Below are 23,008 nucleotides of genomic sequence, written 5' to 3' on the forward strand. Positions count from 1 at the left end.
TGATCGTCCTGGGGTCCCGGCTGCGGCGTCAGGCAGCGGCCGCGTCCGCGGGACCGACGGCGGCACTGTCCGCCGCGCCGGCCGCCACCGCTCCGACCGCCACCGCACCCGTCTCCGCCACGCCGGTGTCCGGCACGCACCGCCCGTCCTCCGTGCGGTAGTTCCAGCGCGCCCCGTCGGTCACCAGCTCGCGGACGGCGCGCACGAAGCGCTCCACGTGCTCGTCGGGGGTGCCCGCGCCGAAGCTCACCCGGATCGCGTTCAGGGACCGCTCGCCGGGCGCGGCCTCCGGGGCGCCGCACTCGCCGGGCTCGTCGGGGGCGCCGCCGAGCAGGGTGCGCACGAGCGGGTGGGCGCAGAAGAGGCCGTCGCGCACCCCGATGCCGTACTCGGCGGACAGGGCGGCGGCGAAGTGCGAGCTGTTCCAGCCGTCCACGACGAAGGAGATGACGCCCACGCGCGGCGCGTCGTCCCCGAACAGGGAGAGCACCCGCACCTGCGGCACCGCGGCGAGCCCTTCGGTGACCTTCGCGATCAGGTGCCGCTCCCGCTCCACGAGCGCGTCGAACCCGGCCTCGTCCAGGGCCTTGCAGGCGGAGGCGATGGAGTAGGCGCCGATGACGTTGGGCGAGCCGGCCTCGTGCCGGGCGGCCGTGTCGTGCCACTCGACGTCCACTCCCCCGTCGGCGCGCCGCGCGACCTTCCGCGAGGCCCCGCCACCTGCGAGGTACGGCTCGGCGCCCTGGAGCCAGTCGGCCCGCCCCGCGAGCACGCCGGAGCCGAAGGGCGCGTACAGCTTGTGCCCGGAGAAGGCGATCCAGTCGACGTCCAACTCCGCTACGTCCACGGGGTGGTGGGGCGCGAGCTGGGCGGCGTCGAGGACGATGCGGGCGCCGTGCGCGTGCGCGGCGGCGGCCAGCTCGCGCACCGGCCACAGCTCGCCGGTGACGTTCGAGGCGCCGGTGACGCACACCAGGGCGGGGCCGTAGGGGTCGCGGTCGGCGAGGGCGCGCTCCAGGGTGTGGACGGCCTCGTCGTGGGTGCGCGGGGCGTCGAGGTAGGTGACGCGGGCGTCCCGCCAGGGCAGCAGCGAGGCGTGGTGCTCGGTCTCGAACACGAAGACCTGGCAGTCGGCGGGCAGCGCGGCGGCGAGCAGGTTCAGCGAGTCGGTGGTCGACCGCGTGAACACCACCTGGTCGCCCTCGCGGCAGCCCAGGAACTCGGCGACGGTCTTCCGCGCGTTCTCGAACAGGTCGGTCGACAGCTGCGAGAGGTATCCGGCGCCGCGGTGCACGCTCCCGTAGTACGGCGCGTACGCGGCCACGTCGTCCCAGACCCGCTGCAGGGCCGGGGCGCTGGCGGCGTAGTCGAGCGCGGCGTAGGTCACCTCGCCGCCGGTGACGAGGGGGACGGTGACGTCGCGGCCGAGGACCGGCAGCGGGGCGGCGCAGCAGGGGTCGGCGGAGTCGGTGGCGACGGCGTGCGGGCGTGCGGACATGGCGGTATCTCCCGGCAGGACAGGGCGGAATGGCTGTGAAGGACCCGCACGACGGCACGATGGCCACTTCGCGTACGGGGGGTGCCTCGACGCACGGCCGTACACGGGCCGGACGGAGGATTCTCAGAACGGGGCCGAAGCCCTAGCGCATTCGCTGAACCACGAGACTGCTCCCTCGACGACCAGGACCCCTGGTGACGCGAGGGGTCCGCGCTTGCGGCGGACCTTGCTGTCCACCGCCTGGTCTTCACCCGGGGCACCCCGCCACGGACGGAGGGTTGCCGGACAGCGGGCCGGGGCCTAGTCGCTGTCGCTCATGACCTGCGCAGCATCTTGCCACACGATCTTGGACGCGCAACACCGCAGTCCACAATCCGGACTGGCGAGCCCCGTAAGGGGCGCGGGGAACTGCGCGGCCAGCCACGAAAACGCCGCAGACGCGTCTGCTCAGTACTCGGCAGACGCGTCTGCGGCATTTCGCGCGCTGAGCGCGCAGTTCCCCGCGCCCCTTACGGGGCTCAGCTGTTACTGGCCGTGACCCAGCGCGCCAGCGCGGCCTTCGCCGCCCCGGAGTCGATGGCCTCGGCCGCCTTGGCCATCCCCGCCCGCACCTGCTCCGTGAGCGGCCCGTCGCCCGGCTCCAGGGCGACCAGCGCCGCCGCGGAGTTCAGGAGCACCGCGTCCCGCACGGGCCCCGTCTCACCGTCCAGGAGCCGCCGTGCGACCTCCGCGTTGTACGAGGCGTCGGCGCCCCGCAGCGCCTCGACCGGGACCAGGTCGATGCCGACGTCCCGGGGGTCGAAGGCCTCCTCGCGGACGCCCCCGTCCCGGACCACCCACACCCGCGAGGTGGCCGTCGTCGTCAGCTCGTCGAGTCCGTCGTCACCGCGGAAGACGAGCGCCGACGAGCCACGCTCGGCGAGGACACCGGCGAGGATCGGCGCCATCCGGGCGTCGGCGACACCGGTGGCCTGGGCCCGCACCTTGGCCGGGTTGGTGAGCGGGCCGAGGAAGTTGAAGGTGGTCCGGATGCCCAGCTCGCGCCGGGCGGGCGCCACGTGCCGCAGCGCGGGGTGGAACTTCACCGCGAAGCAGAAGGTGATCCCGGCCTCCTCGGCGACCTCGCGCACCCGTCTGGGGGTGAGCTCCAGGTTCACGCCGAGCTTCTCCAGGACGTCGGAGGCGCCGCTCGCCGAGGACGCGGCGCGGTTGCCGTGCTTGACGACCTTCGCGCCGGTCCCGGCGACGACGATCGCCGACATGGTGGAGATGTTCACGGTCTTGGCGCCGTCGCCGCCGGTGCCGACGATGTCGACGCTCGGCCCGGGCACCTCGATGACATGGGCGTGCGCGTACATCGTCCGGACCAGACCGGAGATCTCCTCGACGGTCTCGCCCTTGGCGCGCAGCGCCACCGCGAAGCCCGCGATCTGCGCGTCCGTGGCCTCGCCGCTCATGATGCGGTCCATGGCCCAGGCCGTGTCGTCCGCGCTCTGGTCGCGCCCGTCGAGCAGCCCGTTCAGTACGTCGGGCCAGGAACGGGCCGCCGCGGTGTCGCCTCCTGCGGGGGTCACAGCGCTCATGGCCGCTCCTGGGTTCGTAGACGAAGACATCCCAAGCTCTTGGGGTGGGTCCACCCTATCCAGCCCCCAGCACGGCAAAGAGCCCCGTCCATGCACTGGACGGGGCTCCTGCCGTGGCGACCTTCGGGTCAGCGCCTGGAAGCGCTCAGGTGATCAGTGGTGGCCGTGGCCGCTCGTGATCTCCTTGTACTCCTCGGCGGTGGGCTTCGGGATCTGGCTCTCCTCGCCGTACATGCCCTTGGAGAGCTTCGCCCGCAGCTTCTGCGAGCCCGTCACCTTGCGCTCGACGCCGTTCTCGTCGACCGTCGGGCCGATCTCGAGCGGCGCGTACTGCTCGTGCGCGGTGAGGGTGTGCAGCTGCTCCTTGTTGAGCGGCTCGTGCACCTCGATGAACTCACCGTGCGGCAGGCGCTTGATGATGCCGGACTCGCGTCCGTGCAGCACCTTGTCCTTGTCGCGCCGCTGCAGGCCCAGGCAGATCCGCTTGGTGACGATGAAGGCGATGACCGGTCCGACGAAGAAGAAGATCCGGACGAACCAGGTGATCGCGTTCAGCGACAGGTGGAAGTGCGTGGCCCACAGGTCGTTGCCACCACCGACCAGCATGATCATGTAGGCGGTGATCCAGGCGACACCGAAGCCCGTGCGGGTCGGGGCGTTGCGCGGGCGGTCCAGGATGTGGTGCTCGCGCTTGTCCCCGGTGATCCAGGACTCGATGAACGGGTAGACCGCGAGCGCGACCAGGACCAGCGGGAAGATCGCCAGCGGGATCATCACGCCCAGGACCAGCGTGTGGCCCCAGATGTTGATCTCCCAGCCGGGCATCACTCGGATCAGACCCTCGGCGAAGCCCATGTACCAGTCGGGCTGGGCGCCGGTGGACACCTGGTCCGGCCGGTAGGGGCCAAGAGCCCAGATCGGGTTGATCGAGGCGATCGCCGCGATGGCCGCGATGATGCCGAAGACCAGGAAGAAGAAGCCTCCGGCCTTGGCCATGTAGACCGGGAGCAGCGGCATGCCGACGACGTTCTTGTTCGTCTTGCCGGGGCCCGCGAACTGCGTGTGCTTGTGGTAGAAGACCAGGATCAGGTGCGCCACCACGAGGCCGAGCATGATGCCCGGCAGCAGCAGGATGTGGACCGAGTAGAACCGGGCCACGAAGTCGCCGCCGGGGAACTCTCCGCCGAACAGGAACATCGACAGATACGTGCCGACGATCGGCACCGACAGGATCGCGCCCTGCATGAAGCGCACACCGGTACCGGAGAGCAGGTCGTCCGGGAGCGAGTAACCGGTGAAGCCGGTGAACATGCCGAGGACGAACAGCAGGAAGCCGAACAGCCAGTTGACCTCACGCGGCTTGCGGAACGCACCCGTGAAGAACACGCGCATCATGTGCACGAACATGCCGGCGAGGAAGATCAGCGCCGCCCAGTGGTGGATCTGCCGGATCAGCAGACCACCGCGCACATCGAAGGAGATGTGCATGGTCGAGTTGAACGCCTCGGACATCAGCTGGCCCTGCAGGGGCACGTAGCTGCCGTGGTACTCCACCTCGTTCATCGACGGGTGGAAGAACAGCGTCAGATACACACCCGTGAGGATGATGATGATGAAGCTGTAGAGGCAGATCTCACCGAGCATGAAGGACCAGTGGTCCGGGAAGATCTTGCGCATGTTGGCCTTGGCCAGGGAGTAGATCCCGAGGCGGCCGTCGGCCCAGTCCGCGACCCGCTCACCGGCGGGTGCTTTCTTGCGCGAGTCGGCCGCCGGGGCGGCCGTCGCCGTGGTGTTCTCGGTGCTCATCCGCGCTCCCAGAAGGCAGGGCCGACGGGCTCTTCGAAGTCGCCGTGCGCCTCGAGGTAGCCCTCCTCGTTCACGCCGATCTTCAGCTGCGGCAGGGCGTGACCGGCGGGGCCGAAGATGACTCGGGCGCCGTCGGAGAGGTCGAAGGTGGACTGGTGGCACGGGCAGAGGACGTGGTGCGTCTGCTGCTCGTACAGGGAGATCGGGCAGCCCACGTGGGTGCAGATCTTGGAGTACGCGACGACGCCCTCGTGCGACCACTCCAGCTCGCGCTTGTCCTTGATGTTGTCCGGCTGGATCCGGACGATCATCAGGGCCGCCTTGGCGATCTGGGTCTGGAAGTCGTGGTCGTGCTCCTCCAGGCCCTCGGGCTTGGCGAAGGTGAGCGAGCCGACCTGGACGTCCGAGGGGCGCAGCGGCTCGTTCGTGTTCATGTTCACGAGCAGCTTGCCCTTGGACCACAGGGTGTGCCGCAGCTTGTCCTCCGGCAGCGGACCGAGGTCACGCAGCAGGACGACACCCGAGAGCGGGACCATGGCGAGCGCGCCGAACATGGTGTTGCGGATCAGCTTGCGCCGACCGAGCTGGGACTCCTTCGCGCCCTCCGCGAAGTCGGCCATGACCTTGGCCTTGACCTCGGGCTCGGCCTCGATGGGGTGCCGGTCGTCGGCGACCTCCACGTCGGACATCAGGGTGCGGGCCCAGTGGACCGCGCCCGCGCCGATGCAGAAGAGCGCCACACCGAGGGTCATGCCCAGGGCGAAGTTGAGCGCGCTGATGTGGCCGATGGGCCAGATGAACACGCTCTTGTCGACCGGGAAGGCCACGAACGAGGCGATGAAGCCGACCGTGGCCAGCATCGAGATGGTGAACAGGAGCGCGACCGTGCGCTCGGAGCGCCGGGCGGCCTGCTCGTCGATGTCCTGGACGCGGTGCTCGTGGGGCGGCAGCCCCGGGTCCGCGAACGGGTCGGCGTCGTCGGCCACGGCTACCGCGCCGTGGGCGGCTGATTCCTGCTCGCTGGGCAGGTTCTCTTCTGGATTCTCTTGGCTACTCATGACTTCTTGGCCTTTGCGGTCCGGGCGGCGACCCACACGGCGACCGCGATCAGTGCGCCGAGGCCGAAGATCCAGGCGAACAGGCCTTCACTGACCGGTCCGAGACCGCCCAGCTTGAGACCGCCGGGGCTCTCGGTCTTCTCACCGTTGACCGCGTCGAGGTACGCGATGATGTCCTTCTTGTTCTTCTCCGGCATCGTCGTGTCGGGGAAGGACGGCATGTTCTGCGGGCCCGTCTGCATGGCCTCGTAGATGTGCTTGGGGCTGACGCCCTCCAGGCTCGGGGCGTACTTGCCGTGCGTCAACGCGCCGCCTTCACCAGTGAAGTTGTGGCACTGGGCGCAGTTGGTACGGAACAGTTCGCCGCCCTTGGCGATGTCGGCGCCCTCAGGGCTGACCTGCTTCTCGGTGGGGATGTTGGGTCCCGCGCCGAGCGAGGCGATGTACGCAGCGAGCTGGTCGATCTGGGCCTGGCTGTAGATGACCTTCTTCTTGGGCGCCTGGGCGCCCTGCTGCTGGAGCGGCATCCGGCCGGTGCCGACCTGGAAGTCGACAGCGGCGGCGCCCACGCCCACCAGGCTCGGGCCGTCGGAACTGCCCTGACCGCCGGTTCCGTGGCAGCTGGAGCAGCCCACGGCATAGAGCTTCTTGCCCTCGTCGATGGCGAGGGACTGAGCGGTTTCGTCGGCCTGCGCCTTGTCCGCCGGAGCGAACGCGGCGTACAGCCCCCCGGTGGCCGCCAGCGCAAGGAGTAGGACGACGACCGCCGCCAGCGGATGGCGTCGTCGTGCGGAGAGCTTTTTCACGGATTACCCCGGTGTCAGGATCTTCTGCGTCGATGCTTCTGGAATGTGTCGGTATGTCGGGTGCGTCAGCGCGGCCGAGGGCCGCCGCGGTCCCCGCTACCGTCTACTTGATCATGTAGATCGTGGCGAAGAGGCCGATCCAGACGACATCGACGAAGTGCCAGTAGTAGGACACGACGATGGCGGCGGTCGCCTGCTCGTGGGTGAACCTCCTGGCCGCGTAGGTGCGGCCGAGGACCAGCAGGAAGGCGATCAGGCCGCCTGTCACATGCAGTCCGTGGAAGCCGGTGGTCAGGTAGAACACCGAGCCGTACGGGTCGGACGAGAGCGAGAGGCCCTCGTGCTTGACCAGCTCCGTGTACTCGAAGACCTGACCGCCGATGAAGATCGCACCCATGATGAAGGTGACGATGAACCACATCCGGAGCTTCTTCACATCACCGCGCTCGGCGGCGAAAACGCCGAGCTGGCAGGTGAGGGAGGAGAGCACCAGGATCGTGGTGTTCGTCGCCGAGAACGGGAAGTTCAGGCTCGACGCCATTTCCTTCCAGTGATCGGGACCCGTAACCGATCGCAGGGTGAAGTACATCGCGAAGAGGGCCGCGAAGAACATCAGCTCGGAACTCAGCCAGATGATGGTTCCGACGCTGGTGAGGTTCGGTCGATTGACCGGCGGGTGCGCGTGCCCGGTATCTACTGTCGTTGCTGTCGCCACGACCGACATTATGTCGGTCGCTTATCCCGCCCTCACCCCGGGGGGTGCCGTTCGGAGTGTCTGTGGGGTGTGTCCTGCCCGGATGGCCCATCGGAGCGGCGTCCGAAGCGCTGTTGACGGGGTGTCGGGAGGAGTAGCATCCGCGCGAGATGCCCTCGACCAAGCGGAGGAACCATGCAGCCGACCGCCACGGTGCTGGTCTACAGCGACAACGCGAACACCCGTGAGCAGGTCCGCCTGGCCACCGGCCGTCGGCCGGCCAGCGATGTCCCAGAAGTCCGCTTCATCGAGTGCGCGACGCTGCCCGCGGTCCTCGCCGAGCTCGAACGGGGCGGGATCGACGTGTGCGTCCTGGACGGCGAGGCCGTTCCCGCGGGCGGCATGGGCGTGTGCAGGCAGATCAAGGACGAGATCTTCCAGGCCCCGCCGGTGCTGCTGCTCATCGGGCGCCCACAGGACGCCTGGCTGGCCACCTGGAGCCGCGCGGAGGCAGCGGTGACCCTTCCGGTCGACCCGGTGGAGTTCGCGGCCTCACTGGCCGCCCTGCTGCGTGACAGGACGGCCCTGAGCGCCTGACGGGGCCCTGCCGGACCGGCGGGACTCAGACCGACTGAGGGCGCAGTCTCGCCACGTCCGCGGGCTTGGAGCCCTCCTTGGCGCCGCCGAGGAGGGCACTGCCCTCGACCCACTTCTTCCAGCTCACGTTCCAGTCGCCGAATCCGTTCCCGAACGGGTCCATGTCGGCGCCGTAACTGTTGACGACCTTCACGATGTCACCCTGACGGACGGTCTCGTAGAACCACGCGGCGTTGCCGGTGCTCATGCCGGTGCAGCCGTGGCTGGTGTTCGCGTAGCCCTGGGAGCCCACCGACCAGGGGGCGGCGTGCACGTACTCGCCGCTGTCGGTGACCCTCGTCGCGTAGTAGACCATCTTGTCGTAGAAGTCCGAGGCGCCGATGCTGGCGCTGGTCATGCGGACCGCGTACTCCTTGCCCAGGACCACCTTGATGCCGTTGCGGGTGGCGTAGCCGGGCTTGCCGGTGGTGACCGGGATGGAGTTGATCTCCTCGCCGTTGCGGTAGACGGTCATCCAGTGCGAGCCCGCGTCCGTCACGGCCACGATCTTGTCACCGGTGGTGAACCGCAGGGGCTTGGTCCCGGCGCCCCAGAGCTTGTCGGTGACCTTGATGCCCTCGAGGTTGCTGTGGACGTCCACGGTGGCGTCGGTGGGCCAGTAGTCCTTGGGGCGGTAGTGCAGCGTCTGGCTGTCCACCCAGGTCCAGGCGCCGTCCGTGGCGGGCTGCGAGCGGACCTTCAGGGCGCGTTCGACGACGGCCCTGGCCTCCTTGCCCTTGACCTTGGCGCTGAGCTTGGCCGTGACCGGCTGGCCGACGCCGTACTTGCCCGCCTCGGGGCCGAAGGTGACCTTCAGCTGCTTCTTCTTGGCTGCCTTGTCCGTGGCGAAGTTCAGGACCTTGCGGCCCGGTGAGCCCTCGTCGTCCTCGGTGCTGACCCGCACCGTGTAGTCCGCGCCCGCGGCGAGGGGCGCCGTGCTGTGCCACCGGGAGCCGTCGGCGGTCAGCTCGCCCGCCACGTACCGGCCCATGGCGTCGGTGGCCGTCACGTCGGTGATGCGGCCCTCGTCGCCCTCGGCGGTGATTTCGAGCGGCTTGTCGGGGTCCGCCTTCTGGCTGCCCGCGGGGCCGTTGAACGCGATCTGGCTCGCCGCGTCGTACGGCTTGGCCGAGAGCGGATGGCCGTCGCTGCCGCAGGCCGTGGCCCCCGCACCGAGGGCGACCACCAGCATCGTGCAGCTCAGTACCGTGCGGATTCGCGGTGAGTGTCTCATGAGCACACGCTATGAAGATTCGTCAGGACCGGCGCGCCGAGTGACCCGTACGAGGTCCCCCGAAAGGCCGAGCGGGCGAACGGCCGAGGGGCCCGGACGCTCCTGACGGAGTGTCCGGGCCCCTCGGGACCGCTGGTGCGGGAGAGCTACTGGTTCTGGTTCTCGCCGCGGTAGTACTCGAAGACCCAGCCCCACAGTCCGATGAGGAGCAGCGGAGCGGAGAAGTACATCAGCCACCAGCCGAAGACGACGCCCATGAAGGCGAGCGCGCCACCGATGGCCAGGGAGAGCGGCTGCCAGCTGTGCGGGCTGAAGAAGCCCACCTCGCCGGCCTCGTCCGCGACGTCGGCCTCGGTGTTGTCCTGTGCGGAGGCGTCGACACGCCGGGCCGTGAAGGCCAGGTAGTAGCCGATCATGATGCACAGGCCGAAGGCCAGGAAGAGCGCGGTGGTACCGGCGGGCTCCTTCGACCACCAGCCATAGACGATCGCCATGGCCAGTACGAAGACGCTCAGCCAGATGAACATCTTGCCCTGGATCTTCACTTGCCGGCCTCCTTGTTGCCAGCGAGCGCCTTCTCGCCGTGACCGGCGTTCTCGAGCTGGTCGAGTGCGGCGATCTCCGGGTGGTGCAGGTCGAACGCCGGGGATTCGCTACGGATGCGCGGCAGCGTGAGGAAGTTGTGCCGCGGCGGCGGGCAGGACGTCGCCCACTCCAGCGAGCGGCCGTAGCCCCACGGGTCGTCGACCTCGATCTTCTTGCCGTACTTGGCCGTCTTCCAGATGTTGTAGAAGAACGGCAGGATCGACAGGCCGAGCAGGAACGAGGCGATCGTCGAGATCGTGTTCAGCGCGGTGAAGCCGTCCGCGTCCAGGTAGTCCGCGTACCGGCGCGGCATGCCCTCGGCGCCCAGCCAGTGCTGGACGAGGAACGTGCCGTGGAAGCCGATGAACAGCGTCCAGAACGTGATCTTGCCGAGCCGCTCGTCCAGCATCTTGCCGGTGAACTTGGGCCACCAGAAGTGGAATCCGGCGAACATCGCGAACACCACGGTGCCGAAGACGACGTAGTGGAAGTGCGCGACGACGAAGTACGAGTCCGACACGTGGAAGTCCATCGGCGGCGAGGCCAGGATGACACCCGTCAGACCACCGAAGGTGAAGGTGATCAGGAAGCCGATCGCCCAGAGCATCGGGGTCTCGAAGGACAAGGACCCCTTCCACATCGTTCCGATCCAGTTGAAGAACTTCACGCCTGTTGGCACGGCGATCAGGAACGTCATGAAGGAGAAGAACGGTAGGAGTACGCCGCCTGTGACGTACATGTGGTGCGCCCACACCGTCACCGAAAGACCGGCGATGGCGATGGTCGCGCCGATGAGACCCATGTAGCCGAACATCGGCTTGCGGGAGAAGACCGGGATGACTTCGGAAATGATTCCGAAGAATGGTAGGGCGATGATGTACACCTCTGGATGGCCGAAGAACCAGAAGAGGTGTTGCCACAACAAGGCCCCGCCATTGGCCGCGTCGAAGATATGCGCACCGAATTTACGGTCCGCCTCAAGGGCGAACAGCGCGGCGGCCAGGACCGGGAAGGCGAGCAGCACGAGCACCGCGGTAAGGAGCACGTTCCACACGAAGATCGGCATGCGGAACATCGTCATGCCGGGGGCGCGCATGCAGATGATGGTGGTGATGAAGTTGACCGAGCCGAGGATCGTGCCGAAGCCGGAGAAGGCCAGACCCATGATCCACATGTCGGCGCCGATGCCGGGCGACCGGACCGCGTCCGAGAGCGGCGAGTAGGCGAACCAACCGAAGTCCGCGGCGCCGTTCGGGGTCAGGAAGCCGCCGACGGCGATCAGCGAGCCGAACAGGTACAGCCAGTAGGCGAACATGTTCAGACGCGGGAACGCGACGTCGGGCGCGCCGATCTGGAGCGGCATGATCCAGTTCGCGAAGCCCGCGAACAGCGGCGTCGCGAACATCAGCAGCATGATCGTGCCGTGCATCGTGAACGCCTGGTTGAACTGCTCGTTCGACATGATCTGCGTACCCGGGCGGGCCAGCTCGGCGCGCATGAACAGCGCCATGACGCCGCCGATGCAGAAGAACGCGAACGACGTGACCAGATAGAGCGTGCCGATCGTCTTGTGGTCAGTGGTGGTCAGCCACTTGATGACGACGTTTCCCGGCTGCTTGCGCCTGACCGGCAGCTCGTCCTCGTACGAGTCGGCTGCTGCCGCGGCACCCTGGGGTTCGTTGAGGATGCTCACAGGTTGTTCGTCTCCCGGTTCTTCTCGTGGCCCGTCTGCTCGATGCCGGCCGGGATGTAACCGGTCTGGTTCTTCTTCGCGAGGTCCTCGAGGTGCTTCTGGTAGCGCTCGGGAGAGACGACCTTGACGTTGAAGAGCATCCGGGAGTGGTCGACGCCGCAGAGCTCGGCGCACTTGCCCATGAAGGTGCCCTCCTTGTTCGGAGTGACCTCGAAGGCATTGGTGTGACCCGGGATGACGTCCTGCTTCATGAGGAACGGAACCACCCAGAAGGAGTGGATGACGTCACGCGAAGTCAGTACGAAGCGGACCTTCTCGCCCTTGGGGAGCCAGAGGGTCGGGCCGGGGTTGCCGTTCTGCGGGTTCCGCTCGCCGGGCGTACCGACCTGGTAGACGCCGCCGGCGTTGGCCGGGAAGTCCTTGCGGAACCGGTCCGGAATGGCGTCCAGTTCCTTGGCGGTCCTGGCGTTGTCCTTGTTGGAGCCCTTCACGTTCTCGATGTAGTTGAAGCCCCAGCTCCACTGGAAGCCGACCACGTTGATGGTGTGGGCGGGCTTGTCGTCGAGCTTGAGGAGCTTGGACTCATCGCGTGCCGTGAAGTAGAAGAGCACCGAGACGATGATGAGCGGGACCACCGTGTACAGCGCCTCGATGGGCATGTTGTAACGCGTCTGCGGAGGGACCTCCACCTTGGTGCGGCTGCGCCGGTGGAAGATGATGCTCCACACGATCAGGCCCCAGACCAGCACGCCCGTGGCGAGCGCAGCCGCCCACGAGCCCTGCCAGAGGGAGAGGATCCGCGGAGCCTCCTCCGTGACCGGGGTCGGCATACCAAGGCGGGGAAAGTCCTTGTATGTGCAACCGGTGGCGGTTACCAGGACCAGGCCCGCAGTCAATGCCTGCAGCAGCTTCCGCCGCATCGGGCGCCGCGGCGAGCGGTCGGAGCCGTTGGGACTCACGTAGCGCCTTCCCGAGAGTCTCGCCCGCGCTGTTGGCTGCGGCCTTCTCGGTGGTCGGTCGCCGCCCTGCGTCGGGCAGGGGTTTGGATGTTTATGCGGACCAAACCCTACTGGACGCTATTTGGGGTCGCGCGGGGAGGGTGCCTAACGCGCCGCGGGTCACTCTGAAGAGGTGGGATGCCCCTCCGTCGGCCGGTATCTGACGGAGGGTTGGGGCGCCTTTTGGCTCGGGTCCACCGGGGGTGCGGCGGTCGCGGGTCCGCTGTGGCCGGTCGCGCAGTTCCCCGCGCCCCTACGGGGCACGCCCCCTGCGGAGCGGATTCCTCGGGCCACGTCTTAGCGTTGCCGTGTGTCCTACTTCGACGTTGCCTCCGCTGCTCCTCTTCATCCCGTTGCCCGGCAGGCGCTGATGGCCTCCCTCGACGAGGGGTGGGCCGATCCGGCGCGGCTGTACCGGGAGGGGCGGCGGGCCCGGATGCTGCTCGACGCGGCGCGGGAGGCGGCCGCCGAGGCGGTGGGGTGCCGGGCGGACGAGCTGGTGTTCACGCCTTCGGGGACGCGGGCGCTGTACGACGGCATCGCGGGCGCCCTCGCCGGGCGGCGGCGGGTGGGGCGGCATCTGGCGGTGTCCGCCGTCGAACATTCGGCCGTACTCCATTCGGCCGCGGCGCACGAGCAGGCGGGCGGCGCGGTGACCGAGGTCGGTGTGGACCGGGCGGGCGCGGTCGCGGCGGCGGCGTTCGCGGACGCGCTGCGCGAGGACACGGCGCTCGCGTGTCTGCAGTCCGCCAACCACGAGGTCGGCACCGAGCAGCCGGTGGCCGAGGTCGCCGACGTCTGCCGGGCCGCCGGGGTGCCGCTGCTCGTGGACGCGGCGCAGTCGCTGCCGTGGGGCGCGGTGGACGGCGACTGGTCGCTGCTCGCCGCCAGTGCGCACAAGTGGGGCGGGCCCGCCGGGGTCGGGCTGCTCGTGGTGCGCAAGGGGGTGCGGTTCGCGCCGCGGGGGCCGGTGGACGAGCGGGAGTCGGGGCGCTCCCCCGGCTTCGAGAACATTCCGGCGATCGTGGCGGCCGCGGCGGCGCTGCGGGCGGTGCGGGCCGAGGCGGTGGCGGAGGCGGCGCGGCTGCGGGAGCTGACGGAGCGGATCCGGGCGCGGGTGCCTGCGCTGGTGCCGGACGTGGAGGTCGTCGGCGATCCGGTGCGCCGCCTTCCGCACCTCGTCACCTTCTCCTGTCTCTATGTCGACGGGGAGACGCTGCTGCACGAGCTGGACCGGGCGGGCTTCTCGGTGTCGTCCGGCTCGTCCTGTACGAGCAGCACGCTGACGCCGAGCCATGTGCTCAAGGCGATGGGGGTGGTCAGCGAGGGCAACGTACGGGTGTCGCTGCCGCCCGGCACCGAGGCCGCCGAGGTCGAGCGCTTCCTGGAGGTGCTGCCCGGCGCCGTGGCCGGGGTGCGCGAGAAGCTGGGCGCGCCGGTCGGGGAGACCGCCGCGGGCACCCTGGACGAGCTGACCGTCGACGCCCTGGGCGAGCGCTGCCCGCTGCCCGTGATCGAGCTGGCGAAGGCGCTGCCCCGGGTCCGGGTCGGCGGCACGGTCACCGTCCTTTCGGACGACGAGGTCGCGGCCGTGGACATCCCGGCGTGGTGCTGGACGCGGCGGCAGGAGTACGTGGGGGCGCGGGAGCTGCCCGACGGGGCGGCCGGGGTGGCGTACGAGGTGCGGCGGCTGGTGTAGCCGGGCGGCGGCCCGCGAGGGGGCCGCGGTGCGGCCGGGTGCGGGGCCGGTCGGCGCCCGCACCCGGCGGCACGGTTACGGCAGGTGGACCTTGACCTCGGCCGCGGCCTCGTCGCCGTACTGCTTGGTGAAGCGCTCCATGAACTGGACGCGGTGCAGCTCGTACTCCTGGGTGCCGGTGGTCTCGATCACCAGGGTGGCGAGCATGCAGCCGACCTGGGCGGCGCGCTCGTGCGAGACGCCCCAGGCGAGGCCGGAGAGGAATCCGGCGCGGAAGGCGTCGCCGACACCCGTCGGGTCGGCCTTGGCCTTCTCCTCGGGCACGCCGACCTCGATCGGGTCCTCGCCGGCGGCCTCGATGCGCACGCCGTTCGCGCCGAGGGTGGTGACGCGGTGGCCGACCTTGGCGAGGATCTCGGCGTCGGTCCAGCCGGTCTTGGACTCGATGAGCCCCTTCTCGTACTCGTTGGAGAAGAGGTACGTCGCGCCCTCCAGGAGGGTGCGGATGTCGTCGCCGCTCATGCGGGCGATCTGCTGGGAGAAGTCCGCGGCGAACGGGATCTCGCGGGTGCGGCACTCCTCCGTGTGGCGGAGCATCGCCTCCGGGTCGTCGGCGCCGATCAGGACCAGGTCGAGGCCGCCGACGCGGTCGGCGACCGTCTTCAGCTCGATGAGGCGGGCCTCGCTCATCGCGCCGGTGTAGAAGGAGCCGATCTGGTTGTGGTCGGCGTCCGTGGTGCACACGAAGCGGGCGGTGTGCAGGGTCTCGGAGATACGGACCGAGGCGGTGTCCACCCCGTGCCGGTCGAGCCAGGCGCGGTACTCGTCGAAGTCGGCGCCGGCGGCGCCGACGATGACGGGGCCGGTGCCGAGCTGGCCCATGCCGAAGCAGATGTTCGCGGCGACGCCGCCGCGGCGGACGTCTAGGGCATCGACCAGGAAAGAGAGGGAGACCGTGTGCAGCTGGTCGGCGACCAGCTGGTCGGCGAAGCGGCCGGGGAAGGTCATGAGGTGGTCGGTGGCGATGGAGCCGGTGACTGCGATTCGCACGGCGAGAAGCTCCTGCGGCGAGGCGAGGGGTTGACGGTTAACGCTATCCGGTCGACCACCCATCATTGAACTGGCCAAAAATACCCAATAGTAGGTCTTTCTTCTTCGCCGTAGCGGTGCATACGGTTCCGGTATGGCCGTCATCCCGAAGCACAGCGTCCCGCAGCACTCCGCCGAAGCCGTGGAGGTGACGCGCGCCGAGACCCTGGAGACGCTGCGCGGCGACTGCGCCCGCATGGCCCCGCACTGGGTGGTGCCCGCCGTGGCGGCCGCGCCCGTGCCGCCGTCGCTGATCCACGGGGTCACGGTCCCGGCCGCGTCCGCCCGCGTCATCGACCGCATGTCGGAGTACGGCAACTGAGACCGGGGCAAGGGCCCCGACACGCCCGCGCCGCCCGGCGCGCGCTGAGGGAACCGTGCGCTCCCCCGCCGCGTCCCACCGCTGTCCCCTTCAGAGGGGATGCGATGTACGCCGAGACCTCATGGGTGGGGTTTCTGCGACCAGGGACGGCTGGGCGTTCTAAGGAGCGATGCGGTGAGCAGCGAGCAGACGCAGGACGGACAACGGCGGCGGTCACCGCTGATGGTCGCCTCGGTCGCGGCCGCGGTGCTGCTCGCGGGCGGCGGCGGGGCGTATCTGGCGACGGTGTCGTCCGGCTCCGACGGGGGCCGCGACTCGGCGACGGGTGACGGCGGCGCGCCGCCGCCGCTCACCCTCGACGCCTACACGGGCGACCGCGACGGCCGGAGCAGCCAGGGCCCCGACGGCAGCACCGAAGGGATCGCGCCGGGCGAGCCCGACCCGAGCGGCGCTACGTACAAGGCCGTGGGCGAACTGCCCGACGGGCCGGACTCGGCGGCCGTGCACCAGGTGCGCGGGGACGTCCCCCGGGACCGGGTGGAGCGGCTCGCGAAGGCCCTCGGCATCTCCGGCACCCCGGTCACCCGTGACAGCGCCTGGTGGATCGGCCCGTCGAACGACGGCGCGGGCCCCTCGCTGCGGGTGAGCAAGGCGGCGCCGGGCACCTGGACGTACACGCGGCACGCGACCCCCGGCGGCGACAACTGCCTGAAGGGCAAGCGGTGTCCGGGCACGGGGACGGGCCCCGATGGGGGTACGAGCACCGGTGCCGCCGACCACCGTCCGGCCGACGACTCCGGCGGCGCCGTCAGCGAGGCCGCCGCGAAGAAGGCGGCCGCCCCCGTCCTGAAGGCCGTCGGCCTGGACGACGCGAAGCTCGACGCGCGCCAGCTCATGGGGGCGGTACGGGTGGTGAACGCCGACCCCGAGGTGGGCGGCCTGCCGACGTACGGCTGGTCGACGGGTGTCCAGGTCGGGGCCGACGGCCAAGTGGTCGGCGGCAGCGGTCACTTGACCGAGCCGGAGAAGGGTGCGACGTACCCCGTCGTGGGTGCGGACAAGGCGCTCGACCTGCTGAACAAGTCCGGCAGGGGCGACGGGCGCGGGGGCATCGGCGGCTGCGCGCGTCCGGTGCCGCACGCGGACGGCGGCGACACGCGGCAGGGGCGGGGCACGGACGGCGGCGACGCGCCGCAGGGCCAGGGCGCCGACGGTGTGGCGCCGGGCGAGCCCGCCCCCGGCAAGGACGCTCCGTGCCCGCCCTCCCCCAAGCCGCCGACGCCGCAGCCGATCGCGGTCGAGGACGCCGAGTTCGGACTCGCGGCGCAGTTCGTGGACGGGCGCACCGCGCTCGTGCCGTCGTGGCTGTTCGAGGTGAAGCCCGCGGGCGCGCCGGACGCCTACACGGTGACGCACCCCGCGGTGGACCCGAAGTATCTGCGGGCGCCGGGTGAGTCCGGCACCGTCGGCCCCTCGCAGGGGCCGACCGTCCGGCCCGGCGACCCGGACACCCGCACCGAGGACGTGAAGGTCGACAGCTACAGCGCGGCGGGCCGGACCCTGACCCTGCACTTCACGGCCGGGGTGTGCAGCACGTTCGCGGCCTCGGCGCAGGAGCGCGGCGGGCAGGTCGAGGTGAAGGTGACGTCGACCACGAAGAAGGGCACGGTGTGCGTCGCCATGGCGCAGGCCTACGTCCTGTCGGTGAAGCTGGACGCGCCGCTCGGCGACCGGAAGGTCGTGGTGGAGGGCGGCAAGGCGGTGCCGCGCGACGACGGCACGCACCAGGGCACTCCGGCACCCCGGAAGTAGCGCCCGCGCCGGGCACGACGAAGGCGGCGGCTCCCCCTCAAGGGGAACCGCCGCCTTCGTACCGCTCTGCCTGGCCGCCGCCCGCGCGGGGCGGGCGCGGACCGGCTTAGCTGAACGAGTCGCCGCAGGCGCAGGAGCCGGTGGCGTTCGGGTTGTCGATCGTGAAGCCCTGCTTCTCGATGGTGTCGACGAAGTCGATGGAGGCGCCGCCCAGGTACGGAGCGCTCATGCGGTCGGTGACGACCTTCACGCTGCCGAACTCCTTGACGACGTCGCCGTCGAGCGAGCGCTCGTCGAAGAAGAGCTGGTACCGCAGGCCCGAGCAGCCACCGGGCTGAACGGCCACGCGCAGCGCCAGGTCGTCCCGGCCTTCCTGGTCAAGGAGGGCCTTGACCTTCTCCGCGGCGGCGTCGGACAGGAGGATGCCGTCGCTCACGGTGGTGGTCTCGTCCGATACGGACATCTGCTTCTCTCCCGGGTTGTACGGAGACTGCTTGCCGACGGTTGCAACCGGCGGAGCCGCGTGTTCATTCCCATGCTCGCACACGGGCGCCCACGGGGGATGCGTCACATCGACACTATGGCCATCGTCAAACTGACGTGAAGCAGTTATGATAGATAGCGTCAAATCGACGAAAAGGATCCGTGGTGCCGACCTCCGGCCCACTTCGGACGCGGCCCAGGCCGTGTCCATCACAGAAGAAAGGGTGTGTGTCGTGACCACCGCCCAGCCCACCGTGGACCGCTCCGAGCTCGACGTACAGCCGACCCCGCTCGCCCTGCTGCTGCTCGGCCGCGAGGCCGACCCCCGCAGCGAGCGCGGCGTGGAGTGCCCCGGCGACCTGCCCTCGCCCTCGGACCCCGGCCTGGTGGAGCGCGCCCGCGCCGCCAAGGAGCGGCTCGGCGACAAGGTCTTCGTGCTCGGCCACCACTACCAGCGCGACGAGGTCATCCAGTTCGCCGACGTCACCGGCGACTCCTTCAAGCTGGCCCGGGACGCGGCCGCCCGCCCGGAGGCCGAGTACATCGTCTTCTGCGGTGTGCACTTCATGGCCGAGTCCGCGGACATCCTGACCGGCGACGAGCAGAAGGTGGTGCTCCCGGACCTGGCCGCGGGCTGCTCGATGGCCGACATGGCGACGGCCGAGCAGGTCGCCGAGTGCTGGGACGTGCTGAGCGAGGCCGGCATCGCCGAGCAGGTGATCCCCGTCTCGTACATGAACTCCTCCGCGGACATCAAGGCGTTCACGGGCAAGCACGGCGGCACGATCTGTACGTCGTCGAACGCGAAGCGGGCCCTGGAGTGGGCCTTCGAGCAGGTCGACGCCACGACGGGCAAGGTCCTCTTCCTGCCCGACCAGCACCTCGGCCGCAACACCGCCGTGCGCGACATGGGCATGTCCCTGGAGGACTGCGTCGTCTACAACCCGCACAAGCCGAACGGCGGCCTCACCGCCGAGCAGCTGCGGAACGCGAAGATGATCCTGTGGCGCGGGCACTGCTCGGTGCACGGGCGCTTCTCGCTGGAGTCGGTCGAGGACGTGCGGGCCCGCATCCCCGGTGTGAACGTGCTCGTCCACCCGGAGTGCAAGCACGAGGTCGTGGCCGCGGCGGACTACGTCGGCTCGACCGAGCACATCATCAAGACCCTGGAGGCGGCCCCGGCCGGCTCGAAGTGGGCGATAGGCACCGAGCTGAACCTCGTACGGCGGCTCGCGAACCGGTTCGCCGCCGAGGACAAGGAGATCGTCTTCCTCGACAAGACGGTCTGCTTCTGCTCGACCATGAACCGCATCGACCTGCCGCACCTGGTGTGGACCCTGGAGTCCCTCGCCGACGGCAAGCTCGTCAACCGCATCGAGGTCGACCGCGAGACCGAGCAGTTCGCAAAGCTCGCCCTGGAGCGGATGCTGGCGCTGCCGTAGCCGTCCCCGCTCCCTCCCGGTAAGGGGCGTCCGCCATTGCGGACGCCCCTTACCGCGTCCTACGCTGCTCCAGCACCCGGGCGTTCTCGACCAGGGCCCCTCGCCCTGCTCCGCCTCGAGGTTGCCCCAAGCCGCGCCCTCTCGGCTCTCTCGGCCTTCTCGGCCCTCTCAGCCCCTTCATGCTCTCGGTCCTCTCCGTCCTTGAAGGGTCTCCTCGTCATGCCTTCGCTCACCGCGGCGCTCGTGCTGCTGTCCTTCGTCGGTCCGCTGTCGACCGACATGTATCTGCCCGCCTTCCCGCGCATGGCCGAGGAGTTCGGCACGGACGCGCCCGGGGTGCAGCTCACGCTCACCGCGTTCCTGGTCGGGATGGCGGTCGGGCATCTGGTGTTCGGGGCGCTCTCCGACCGGTACGGGCGGCGCCGGCCGCTGCTCGTGGGGGCCTTCGTGTGCGCCGTGGGCACCGCCCTGTGCGCGGTCGCGCCGTCCCTGGAGAGTCTGGTGGCGCTGCGGTTCGTGACCGGGTTCGGCGGGGCCGCGGGGGTCGTGATCAGCCGGGCCGTGGTGACCGACGTGGTCCAAGGGGCCGCGGCGGCACGGATGTTCGGGATCCTGATGACGCTCGCCGGGACGGCGCCGGTCCTCGCGCCGCTCGCGGGCGGCGCCGTGATCGGGGTCGGCGGCTGGCGCGGCGTGTTCTGCGTGCTTGCCGGAGTCGCCCTGGTGGTGGCCCTCGGCGTGCTGGTGGCGGTGCCGGAGAGCCTGCCGAAGGAGCGGCGGCGGGCGGGCGGCGCGGGGCGGCTCGCCGCCGCCGTGCGCGAGGTCGTGGGCGACCGGGCGTACGTCGGGTACACCCTGGCCTTCACCTTCGGCTTCGGGGTGCTCTTCTGCTACATCGCCGGGTCGCCGTTCCTGCTCCAGAACGTCCTCGGGATGGGCGTCGGCGTCTCGTCCCTTGCGTTCTCCGGCGGGGCCGTGGTCGTCACGGCGTCCAGCGCGGTGGGGGCCCGCCTCGTCGGGCGGGTCGCCCCCGAAGCGCTGCTGCGCACCGGGCTGCTCGCCATGTTCGCCGGTACGGGCACGCTGCTCGCCGTGACCGTGGCCGGGCTGCTCGGCGTGGTGGTCTGTCTGGCGCTGATGACGGTGGTGTGCGGTGGGCTCGGCCTCGTGGTCGCGAACGCGGCGGCGCTGGCGATCGCCCGGGTGCCGGGGGCGTCCGGCACCGGCTCCGCGCTCCTCGGCACGGCCCAGAGCGCGCTGGGCGCGGTGGTGGCGCCGCTGGTCGGCCTCGGCGGCGAGCACACGGCGGTGCCGCTGTTCGTGGGGATGACGGTGTGCGGCGGGCTCGCGGTGGCGGCGCTGCGGCTGGCCCGGGGGGCTGGGATGGTGCGGGCGAGCGAGGGGGCGGAAGCGGGCGGGTGAGGCGCCTGGCCGCGGCACGCGCCCCGAGGCCGTACGGGCCCTGCTCAGTCCCCCGCAGCCGTACAGGCCCTGCTGCCGTACAGGCCCTGCTCAGTCCCCCCGCGGCCGCACCAGACCCGACTCGTAGGCGATGACGACGAGTTGGGCCCGGTCGCGGGCGCCGAGCTTGGCCATCGCGCGGTTCACATGGGTCTTCACCGTGAGCGGGCTGACCTCCAGGCGTTCGGCGATCTCGTCGTTCGAGTGGCCGCCCGCGACCTGCACCAGGACCTCACGCTCCCGTCCGGTGAGCGCGTCCAGGCGCTCGCTGCGGGCGGGCGCGTCCCCGTCGGAGCCCTCGCCCTGCGCGAGGAACCTGGCGATCAGGCCCTTCGTCGCCGTGGGCGAGAGCAGCGCCTCGCCCGCCGCCGCGATCCGGATGGCCCCGAGCAGTTCGTCCGGCTCCGCGCCCTTGCCCAGGAAGCCCGACGCCCCCGCCCGCAGCGACTGCACGACGTACTCGTCGACCTCGAAGGTGGTCAGCATCACCACACGTACGTGGGACATGGCCGGGTCGTCGCTGATCATCCGGGTCGCGGCCAGGCCGTCGGTGCCGGGCATGCGGATGTCCATCAGGACGACGTCGGCCGACTCGGACTTCGCGAGCCGCACCGCCTGCGCGCCGTCGGAGGCCTCGCCGACGACCTCCATGTCGGGCTCGGAGTCGACGAGGACCTTGAACGCGCTGCGCAACAGCGCCTGGTCGTCGGCGAGCAGCACCCGGATCGTCACGCGGTAGTCCCTCCCTTGACCGGGGCCGGACCCCGATCGCCCTGTTTCGCGGTCGTGACGGGCAGGATCGCATGTACCCGGAAACCACCTCCGTAGCGGGGCCCCGCACTGCACCTCCCGCCGAGGGCACTCACGCGCTCGCGCATGCCGAGGAGCCCGTGCCCGCCGCCGCGGTCCGGGTCGTCGGCGGCCTGGGCGTCCTCGCCGGCGCCGTCGTCCACGACGGTGATCTCCAGGTTCGGCCCCACGCGCACGACGCTGACCTCCGCCTTGGCGTGCTCCCCCGCGTGCTTCTGCACATTGGTGAGGGCTTCCTGGATGATGCGGTACGCGGCCAGGTCGACGGCCGCCGGGGGCTTCAGGTCGGCGTCGCCGCGGGCCACCTCCACGGGCAGGCCCGCGTTGCGGAAGGTGTCGACGAGGTCGTCTAGGCGGCCGAGGCCCGGCGCCGGTTCGGTGGGGGCCTCCGGGTCGCCGGTCTGGCGCAACAGGCCGACGGTGGCGCGCAGTTCGCCGAGCGCGGAGCGGCTGGCGTCGCGGACGTGCGCGAGCGCCTCCTTGGCCTGGTCGGGCCGCTTGTCCATGACGTGTGCCGCGACCCCGGCCTGCACATTGACCAGGGCGATGTGGTGGGCGACCACGTCGTGCAGATCGCGGGCGATGCGCAGCCGCTCCTCCGCCACCCGGCGCCGGGCCTCCTCCTCGCGGGTGCGTTCGGCGCGCTCGGCCCGCTCCCTGATGGCGTCGATGAAGGCGCGGCGGCTGCGGACGGCGTCACCGGCGGCCGCGGCCATGCCGGTCCAGGCAAAGATGCCGAGGTTCTCCTGCGCGTACCAGGGCAGGGGGCCCGCCAGCATGGCGACGCCGGTCAGGCCCGTCATGGTGACCAGGCCGATGCGCCAGGTGGTGGGGCGGTTGGTGGTGGCGGCGACCGTGTACAGGGCGATGACGGCGCACATCACGACCGGGGCGCGCGGGCCGCTGGTCACCAGTTCCACGATGGAGAAGCCGCAGCTGGCCGCGAGCACGGTCCAGGGGGCGCGGCGACGGAAGACCAGGGTGGCGGCGCCCGCTCCCATGAGGGTGAGGCTCAGGCTGCCCGGGGCGTGGACGTTCCAGGTGGAGCCGTGCTCTCCATAGGGCTCGGCGAAGGAGCCGATGACCATGCAGACGAGGGCGACGGCGGCAAGGATCGCGTCGACGGCCAACGGGTGCGTTCTGGCCCAGCCGCGGCACCGTTCAAAGTTGGTCACGTACTAAACGGTACGGGCCCGCTCAGACGGAGGGAACGGAAAGGGGGTTCCCCGGGCGAGCGTTGACGCGCCTCGTTGACGCGCCCGGTGCCGCCCGGGCCCGGCGTGACGCGCGGCGGCCGCG

20 protein-coding genes and 1 riboswitch are annotated in these 23,008 nt (G+C 70.4%); of the genes, 6 read left to right on the top strand and 14 right to left on the bottom strand.

Annotated features, from left to right (window positions below; genetic code table 11):
• Positions 1–28: 28 nt before the first annotated feature.
• From ACZ6AA_RS32020 to ctaE, 6 genes are all read right to left on the bottom strand, one after another.
• On the bottom strand, positions 29–1,498 hold the full coding sequence (locus ACZ6AA_RS32020) for an aminotransferase class V-fold PLP-dependent enzyme (RefSeq protein WP_471461813.1): 1,470 nt from the start codon (positions 1,496–1,498) through the stop codon (positions 29–31).
• 205 nt (positions 1,499–1,703) lie between these two features.
• A riboswitch (SAM riboswitch) is annotated at positions 1,704–1,820 on the bottom strand.
• A 196-nt stretch (positions 1,821–2,016) separates the two neighbouring features.
• Positions 2,017–3,081: an anthranilate phosphoribosyltransferase gene (trpD, locus tag ACZ6AA_RS32025; protein ID WP_468481025.1), complete on the bottom strand. Its 1,065-nt coding sequence runs from the start codon at positions 3,079–3,081 to the stop codon at positions 2,017–2,019.
• A 153-nt stretch (positions 3,082–3,234) separates the two neighbouring features.
• Positions 3,235–4,887 carry a cytochrome bc1 complex cytochrome b subunit gene (qcrB, locus tag ACZ6AA_RS32030; RefSeq protein ID WP_468449178.1) on the bottom strand — a complete coding sequence of 551 codons (1,653 nt, stop codon included), beginning with the start codon at positions 4,885–4,887 and terminating at the stop codon, positions 3,235–3,237.
• Positions 4,884–5,945: a cytochrome bc1 complex Rieske iron-sulfur subunit gene (gene qcrA, locus ACZ6AA_RS32035; RefSeq protein ID WP_468449180.1), complete on the bottom strand. Its 1,062-nt coding sequence runs from the start codon at positions 5,943–5,945 to the stop codon at positions 4,884–4,886. Before qcrA ends, qcrB begins: the two co-directional genes overlap by 4 nt.
• Positions 5,942–6,751 (bottom strand): cytochrome bc1 complex diheme cytochrome c subunit, encoded by an 810-nt coding sequence (gene qcrC / locus ACZ6AA_RS32040; RefSeq protein WP_468449182.1) that lies wholly within the window; start codon positions 6,749–6,751, stop codon positions 5,942–5,944. Before qcrC ends, qcrA begins: the two co-directional genes overlap by 4 nt.
• A gap of 103 nt (positions 6,752–6,854) precedes the next feature.
• Positions 6,855–7,475 (bottom strand): aa3-type cytochrome oxidase subunit III, encoded by a 621-nt coding sequence (ctaE, locus tag ACZ6AA_RS32045; protein WP_030360900.1) that lies wholly within the window; start codon positions 7,473–7,475, stop codon positions 6,855–6,857.
• Between the two features lie 165 nt (positions 7,476–7,640).
• Between ctaE and ACZ6AA_RS32050 the strand changes: the two genes are divergently transcribed.
• A complete protein-coding gene (locus ACZ6AA_RS32050; protein ID WP_385712522.1) occupies positions 7,641–8,042 on the top strand; it encodes a DNA-binding transcriptional response regulator in 402 nt (133 codons plus the stop codon).
• Positions 8,043–8,067: 25 nt separating this feature from the next.
• On the opposite strand, the gene ACZ6AA_RS32055 is transcribed toward ACZ6AA_RS32050, so the two are convergent.
• The 4 genes from ACZ6AA_RS32055 to ctaC all read right to left on the bottom strand — a co-directional run bounded on the left by ACZ6AA_RS32055 (position 8,068) and on the right by ctaC (position 12,552).
• Positions 8,068–9,315 carry a L,D-transpeptidase gene (locus tag ACZ6AA_RS32055; RefSeq protein ID WP_468449184.1) on the bottom strand — a complete coding sequence of 416 codons (1,248 nt, stop codon included), beginning with the start codon at positions 9,313–9,315 and terminating at the stop codon, positions 8,068–8,070.
• Positions 9,316–9,461: 146 nt separating this feature from the next.
• On the bottom strand, positions 9,462–9,860 hold the full coding sequence (locus ACZ6AA_RS32060; protein ID WP_468449186.1) for a cytochrome c oxidase subunit 4: 399 nt from the start codon (positions 9,858–9,860) through the stop codon (positions 9,462–9,464).
• The gene (gene ctaD, locus ACZ6AA_RS32065) at positions 9,857–11,593 is read right to left on the bottom strand and encodes an aa3-type cytochrome oxidase subunit I (RefSeq protein WP_468449188.1); all 1,737 of its coding nucleotides are present in this window, start codon (positions 11,591–11,593) and stop codon (positions 9,857–9,859) included. Before ctaD ends, ACZ6AA_RS32060 begins: the two co-directional genes overlap by 4 nt.
• Positions 11,590–12,552, bottom strand: a complete 963-nt coding sequence (ctaC, locus tag ACZ6AA_RS32070) for an aa3-type cytochrome oxidase subunit II (RefSeq protein WP_030360905.1) — start codon at positions 12,550–12,552, stop codon at positions 11,590–11,592. Before ctaC ends, ctaD begins: the two co-directional genes overlap by 4 nt.
• A gap of 349 nt (positions 12,553–12,901) precedes the next feature.
• Here ctaC and ACZ6AA_RS32075 point away from each other — a divergent pair, with 349 nt between their 5' ends.
• Positions 12,902–14,290 carry an aminotransferase class V-fold PLP-dependent enzyme gene (locus tag ACZ6AA_RS32075; protein WP_471461832.1) on the top strand — a complete coding sequence of 463 codons (1,389 nt, stop codon included), beginning with the start codon at positions 12,902–12,904 and terminating at the stop codon, positions 14,288–14,290.
• Between the two features lie 75 nt (positions 14,291–14,365).
• Here the strand turns inward: ACZ6AA_RS32075 and ACZ6AA_RS32080 are convergent, their stop codons facing one another.
• Positions 14,366–15,340, bottom strand: a complete 975-nt coding sequence (locus ACZ6AA_RS32080; protein ID WP_468449192.1) for a carbohydrate kinase family protein — start codon at positions 15,338–15,340, stop codon at positions 14,366–14,368.
• Between the two features lie 133 nt (positions 15,341–15,473).
• Between ACZ6AA_RS32080 and ACZ6AA_RS32085 the strand changes: the two genes are divergently transcribed.
• Together ACZ6AA_RS32085 and ACZ6AA_RS32090 are read left to right on the top strand one after the other, a co-directional pair.
• On the top strand, positions 15,474–15,701 hold the full coding sequence (locus ACZ6AA_RS32085) for a hypothetical protein (protein WP_468449194.1): 228 nt from the start codon (positions 15,474–15,476) through the stop codon (positions 15,699–15,701).
• 174 nt (positions 15,702–15,875) lie between these two features.
• Entirely contained in the window at positions 15,876–17,513 is a 1,638-nt protein-coding gene (locus ACZ6AA_RS32090; RefSeq protein ID WP_468449196.1) for a hypothetical protein, read from the top strand.
• Positions 17,514–17,619: 106 nt separating this feature from the next.
• Here the strand turns inward: ACZ6AA_RS32090 and ACZ6AA_RS32095 are convergent, their stop codons facing one another.
• Positions 17,620–17,976 (bottom strand): HesB/IscA family protein, encoded by a 357-nt coding sequence (locus tag ACZ6AA_RS32095; RefSeq protein WP_030360910.1) that lies wholly within the window; start codon positions 17,974–17,976, stop codon positions 17,620–17,622.
• Between the two features lie 253 nt (positions 17,977–18,229).
• Here ACZ6AA_RS32095 and nadA point away from each other — a divergent pair, with 253 nt between their 5' ends.
• The gene (gene nadA, locus ACZ6AA_RS32100; RefSeq protein ID WP_468481024.1) at positions 18,230–19,438 is read left to right on the top strand and encodes a quinolinate synthase NadA; all 1,209 of its coding nucleotides are present in this window, start codon (positions 18,230–18,232) and stop codon (positions 19,436–19,438) included.
• 219 nt (positions 19,439–19,657) lie between these two features.
• A complete protein-coding gene (locus tag ACZ6AA_RS32105) occupies positions 19,658–20,860 on the top strand; it encodes a multidrug effflux MFS transporter (RefSeq protein WP_471461842.1) in 1,203 nt (400 codons plus the stop codon).
• 90 nt (positions 20,861–20,950) lie between these two features.
• On the opposite strand, the gene ACZ6AA_RS32110 is transcribed toward ACZ6AA_RS32105, so the two are convergent.
• Together ACZ6AA_RS32110 and ACZ6AA_RS32115 are read right to left on the bottom strand one after the other, a co-directional pair.
• Positions 20,951–21,631 carry a response regulator gene (locus ACZ6AA_RS32110; protein WP_468449201.1) on the bottom strand — a complete coding sequence of 227 codons (681 nt, stop codon included), beginning with the start codon at positions 21,629–21,631 and terminating at the stop codon, positions 20,951–20,953.
• The gene (locus tag ACZ6AA_RS32115; protein ID WP_468449203.1) at positions 21,628–22,884 is read right to left on the bottom strand and encodes a sensor histidine kinase; all 1,257 of its coding nucleotides are present in this window, start codon (positions 22,882–22,884) and stop codon (positions 21,628–21,630) included. Before ACZ6AA_RS32115 ends, ACZ6AA_RS32110 begins: the two co-directional genes overlap by 4 nt.
• Positions 22,885–23,008: the final 124 nt, after the last annotated feature.

The sequence above is a fragment of the Streptomyces sp. NPDC040610 genome (assembly GCF_055594065.1).

What these genes read in the sequence shown, in the direction of transcription:
- trpD (WP_468481025.1), bottom strand. Translation starts at nt 3,081, where the DNA reads ATGAGCGCTGTGACCCCCGCAGGAGGCGACACCGCGGCGGCCCGTTCC.
- ctaE (WP_030360900.1), bottom strand. Translation starts at nt 7,475, where the DNA reads ATGTCGGTCGTGGCGACAGCAACGACAGTAGATACCGGGCACGCGCAC.
- ACZ6AA_RS32055 (WP_468449184.1), bottom strand. Translation starts at nt 9,315, where the DNA reads ATGAGACACTCACCGCGAATCCGCACGGTACTGAGCTGCACGATGCTG.
- ACZ6AA_RS32095 (WP_030360910.1), bottom strand. Translation starts at nt 17,976, where the DNA reads ATGTCCGTATCGGACGAGACCACCACCGTGAGCGACGGCATCCTCCTG.
- ACZ6AA_RS32020 (WP_471461813.1), bottom strand. Translation starts at nt 1,498, where the DNA reads ATGTCCGCACGCCCGCACGCCGTCGCCACCGACTCCGCCGACCCCTGC.
- ACZ6AA_RS32085 (WP_468449194.1), top strand. Translation starts at nt 15,474, where the DNA reads ATGGCCGTCATCCCGAAGCACAGCGTCCCGCAGCACTCCGCCGAAGCC.
- ACZ6AA_RS32050 (WP_385712522.1), top strand. Translation starts at nt 7,641, where the DNA reads ATGCAGCCGACCGCCACGGTGCTGGTCTACAGCGACAACGCGAACACC.
- ACZ6AA_RS32105 (WP_471461842.1), top strand. Translation starts at nt 19,658, where the DNA reads ATGCCTTCGCTCACCGCGGCGCTCGTGCTGCTGTCCTTCGTCGGTCCG.
- qcrA (WP_468449180.1), bottom strand. Translation starts at nt 5,945, where the DNA reads ATGAGTAGCCAAGAGAATCCAGAAGAGAACCTGCCCAGCGAGCAGGAA.
- qcrB (WP_468449178.1), bottom strand. Translation starts at nt 4,887, where the DNA reads ATGAGCACCGAGAACACCACGGCGACGGCCGCCCCGGCGGCCGACTCG.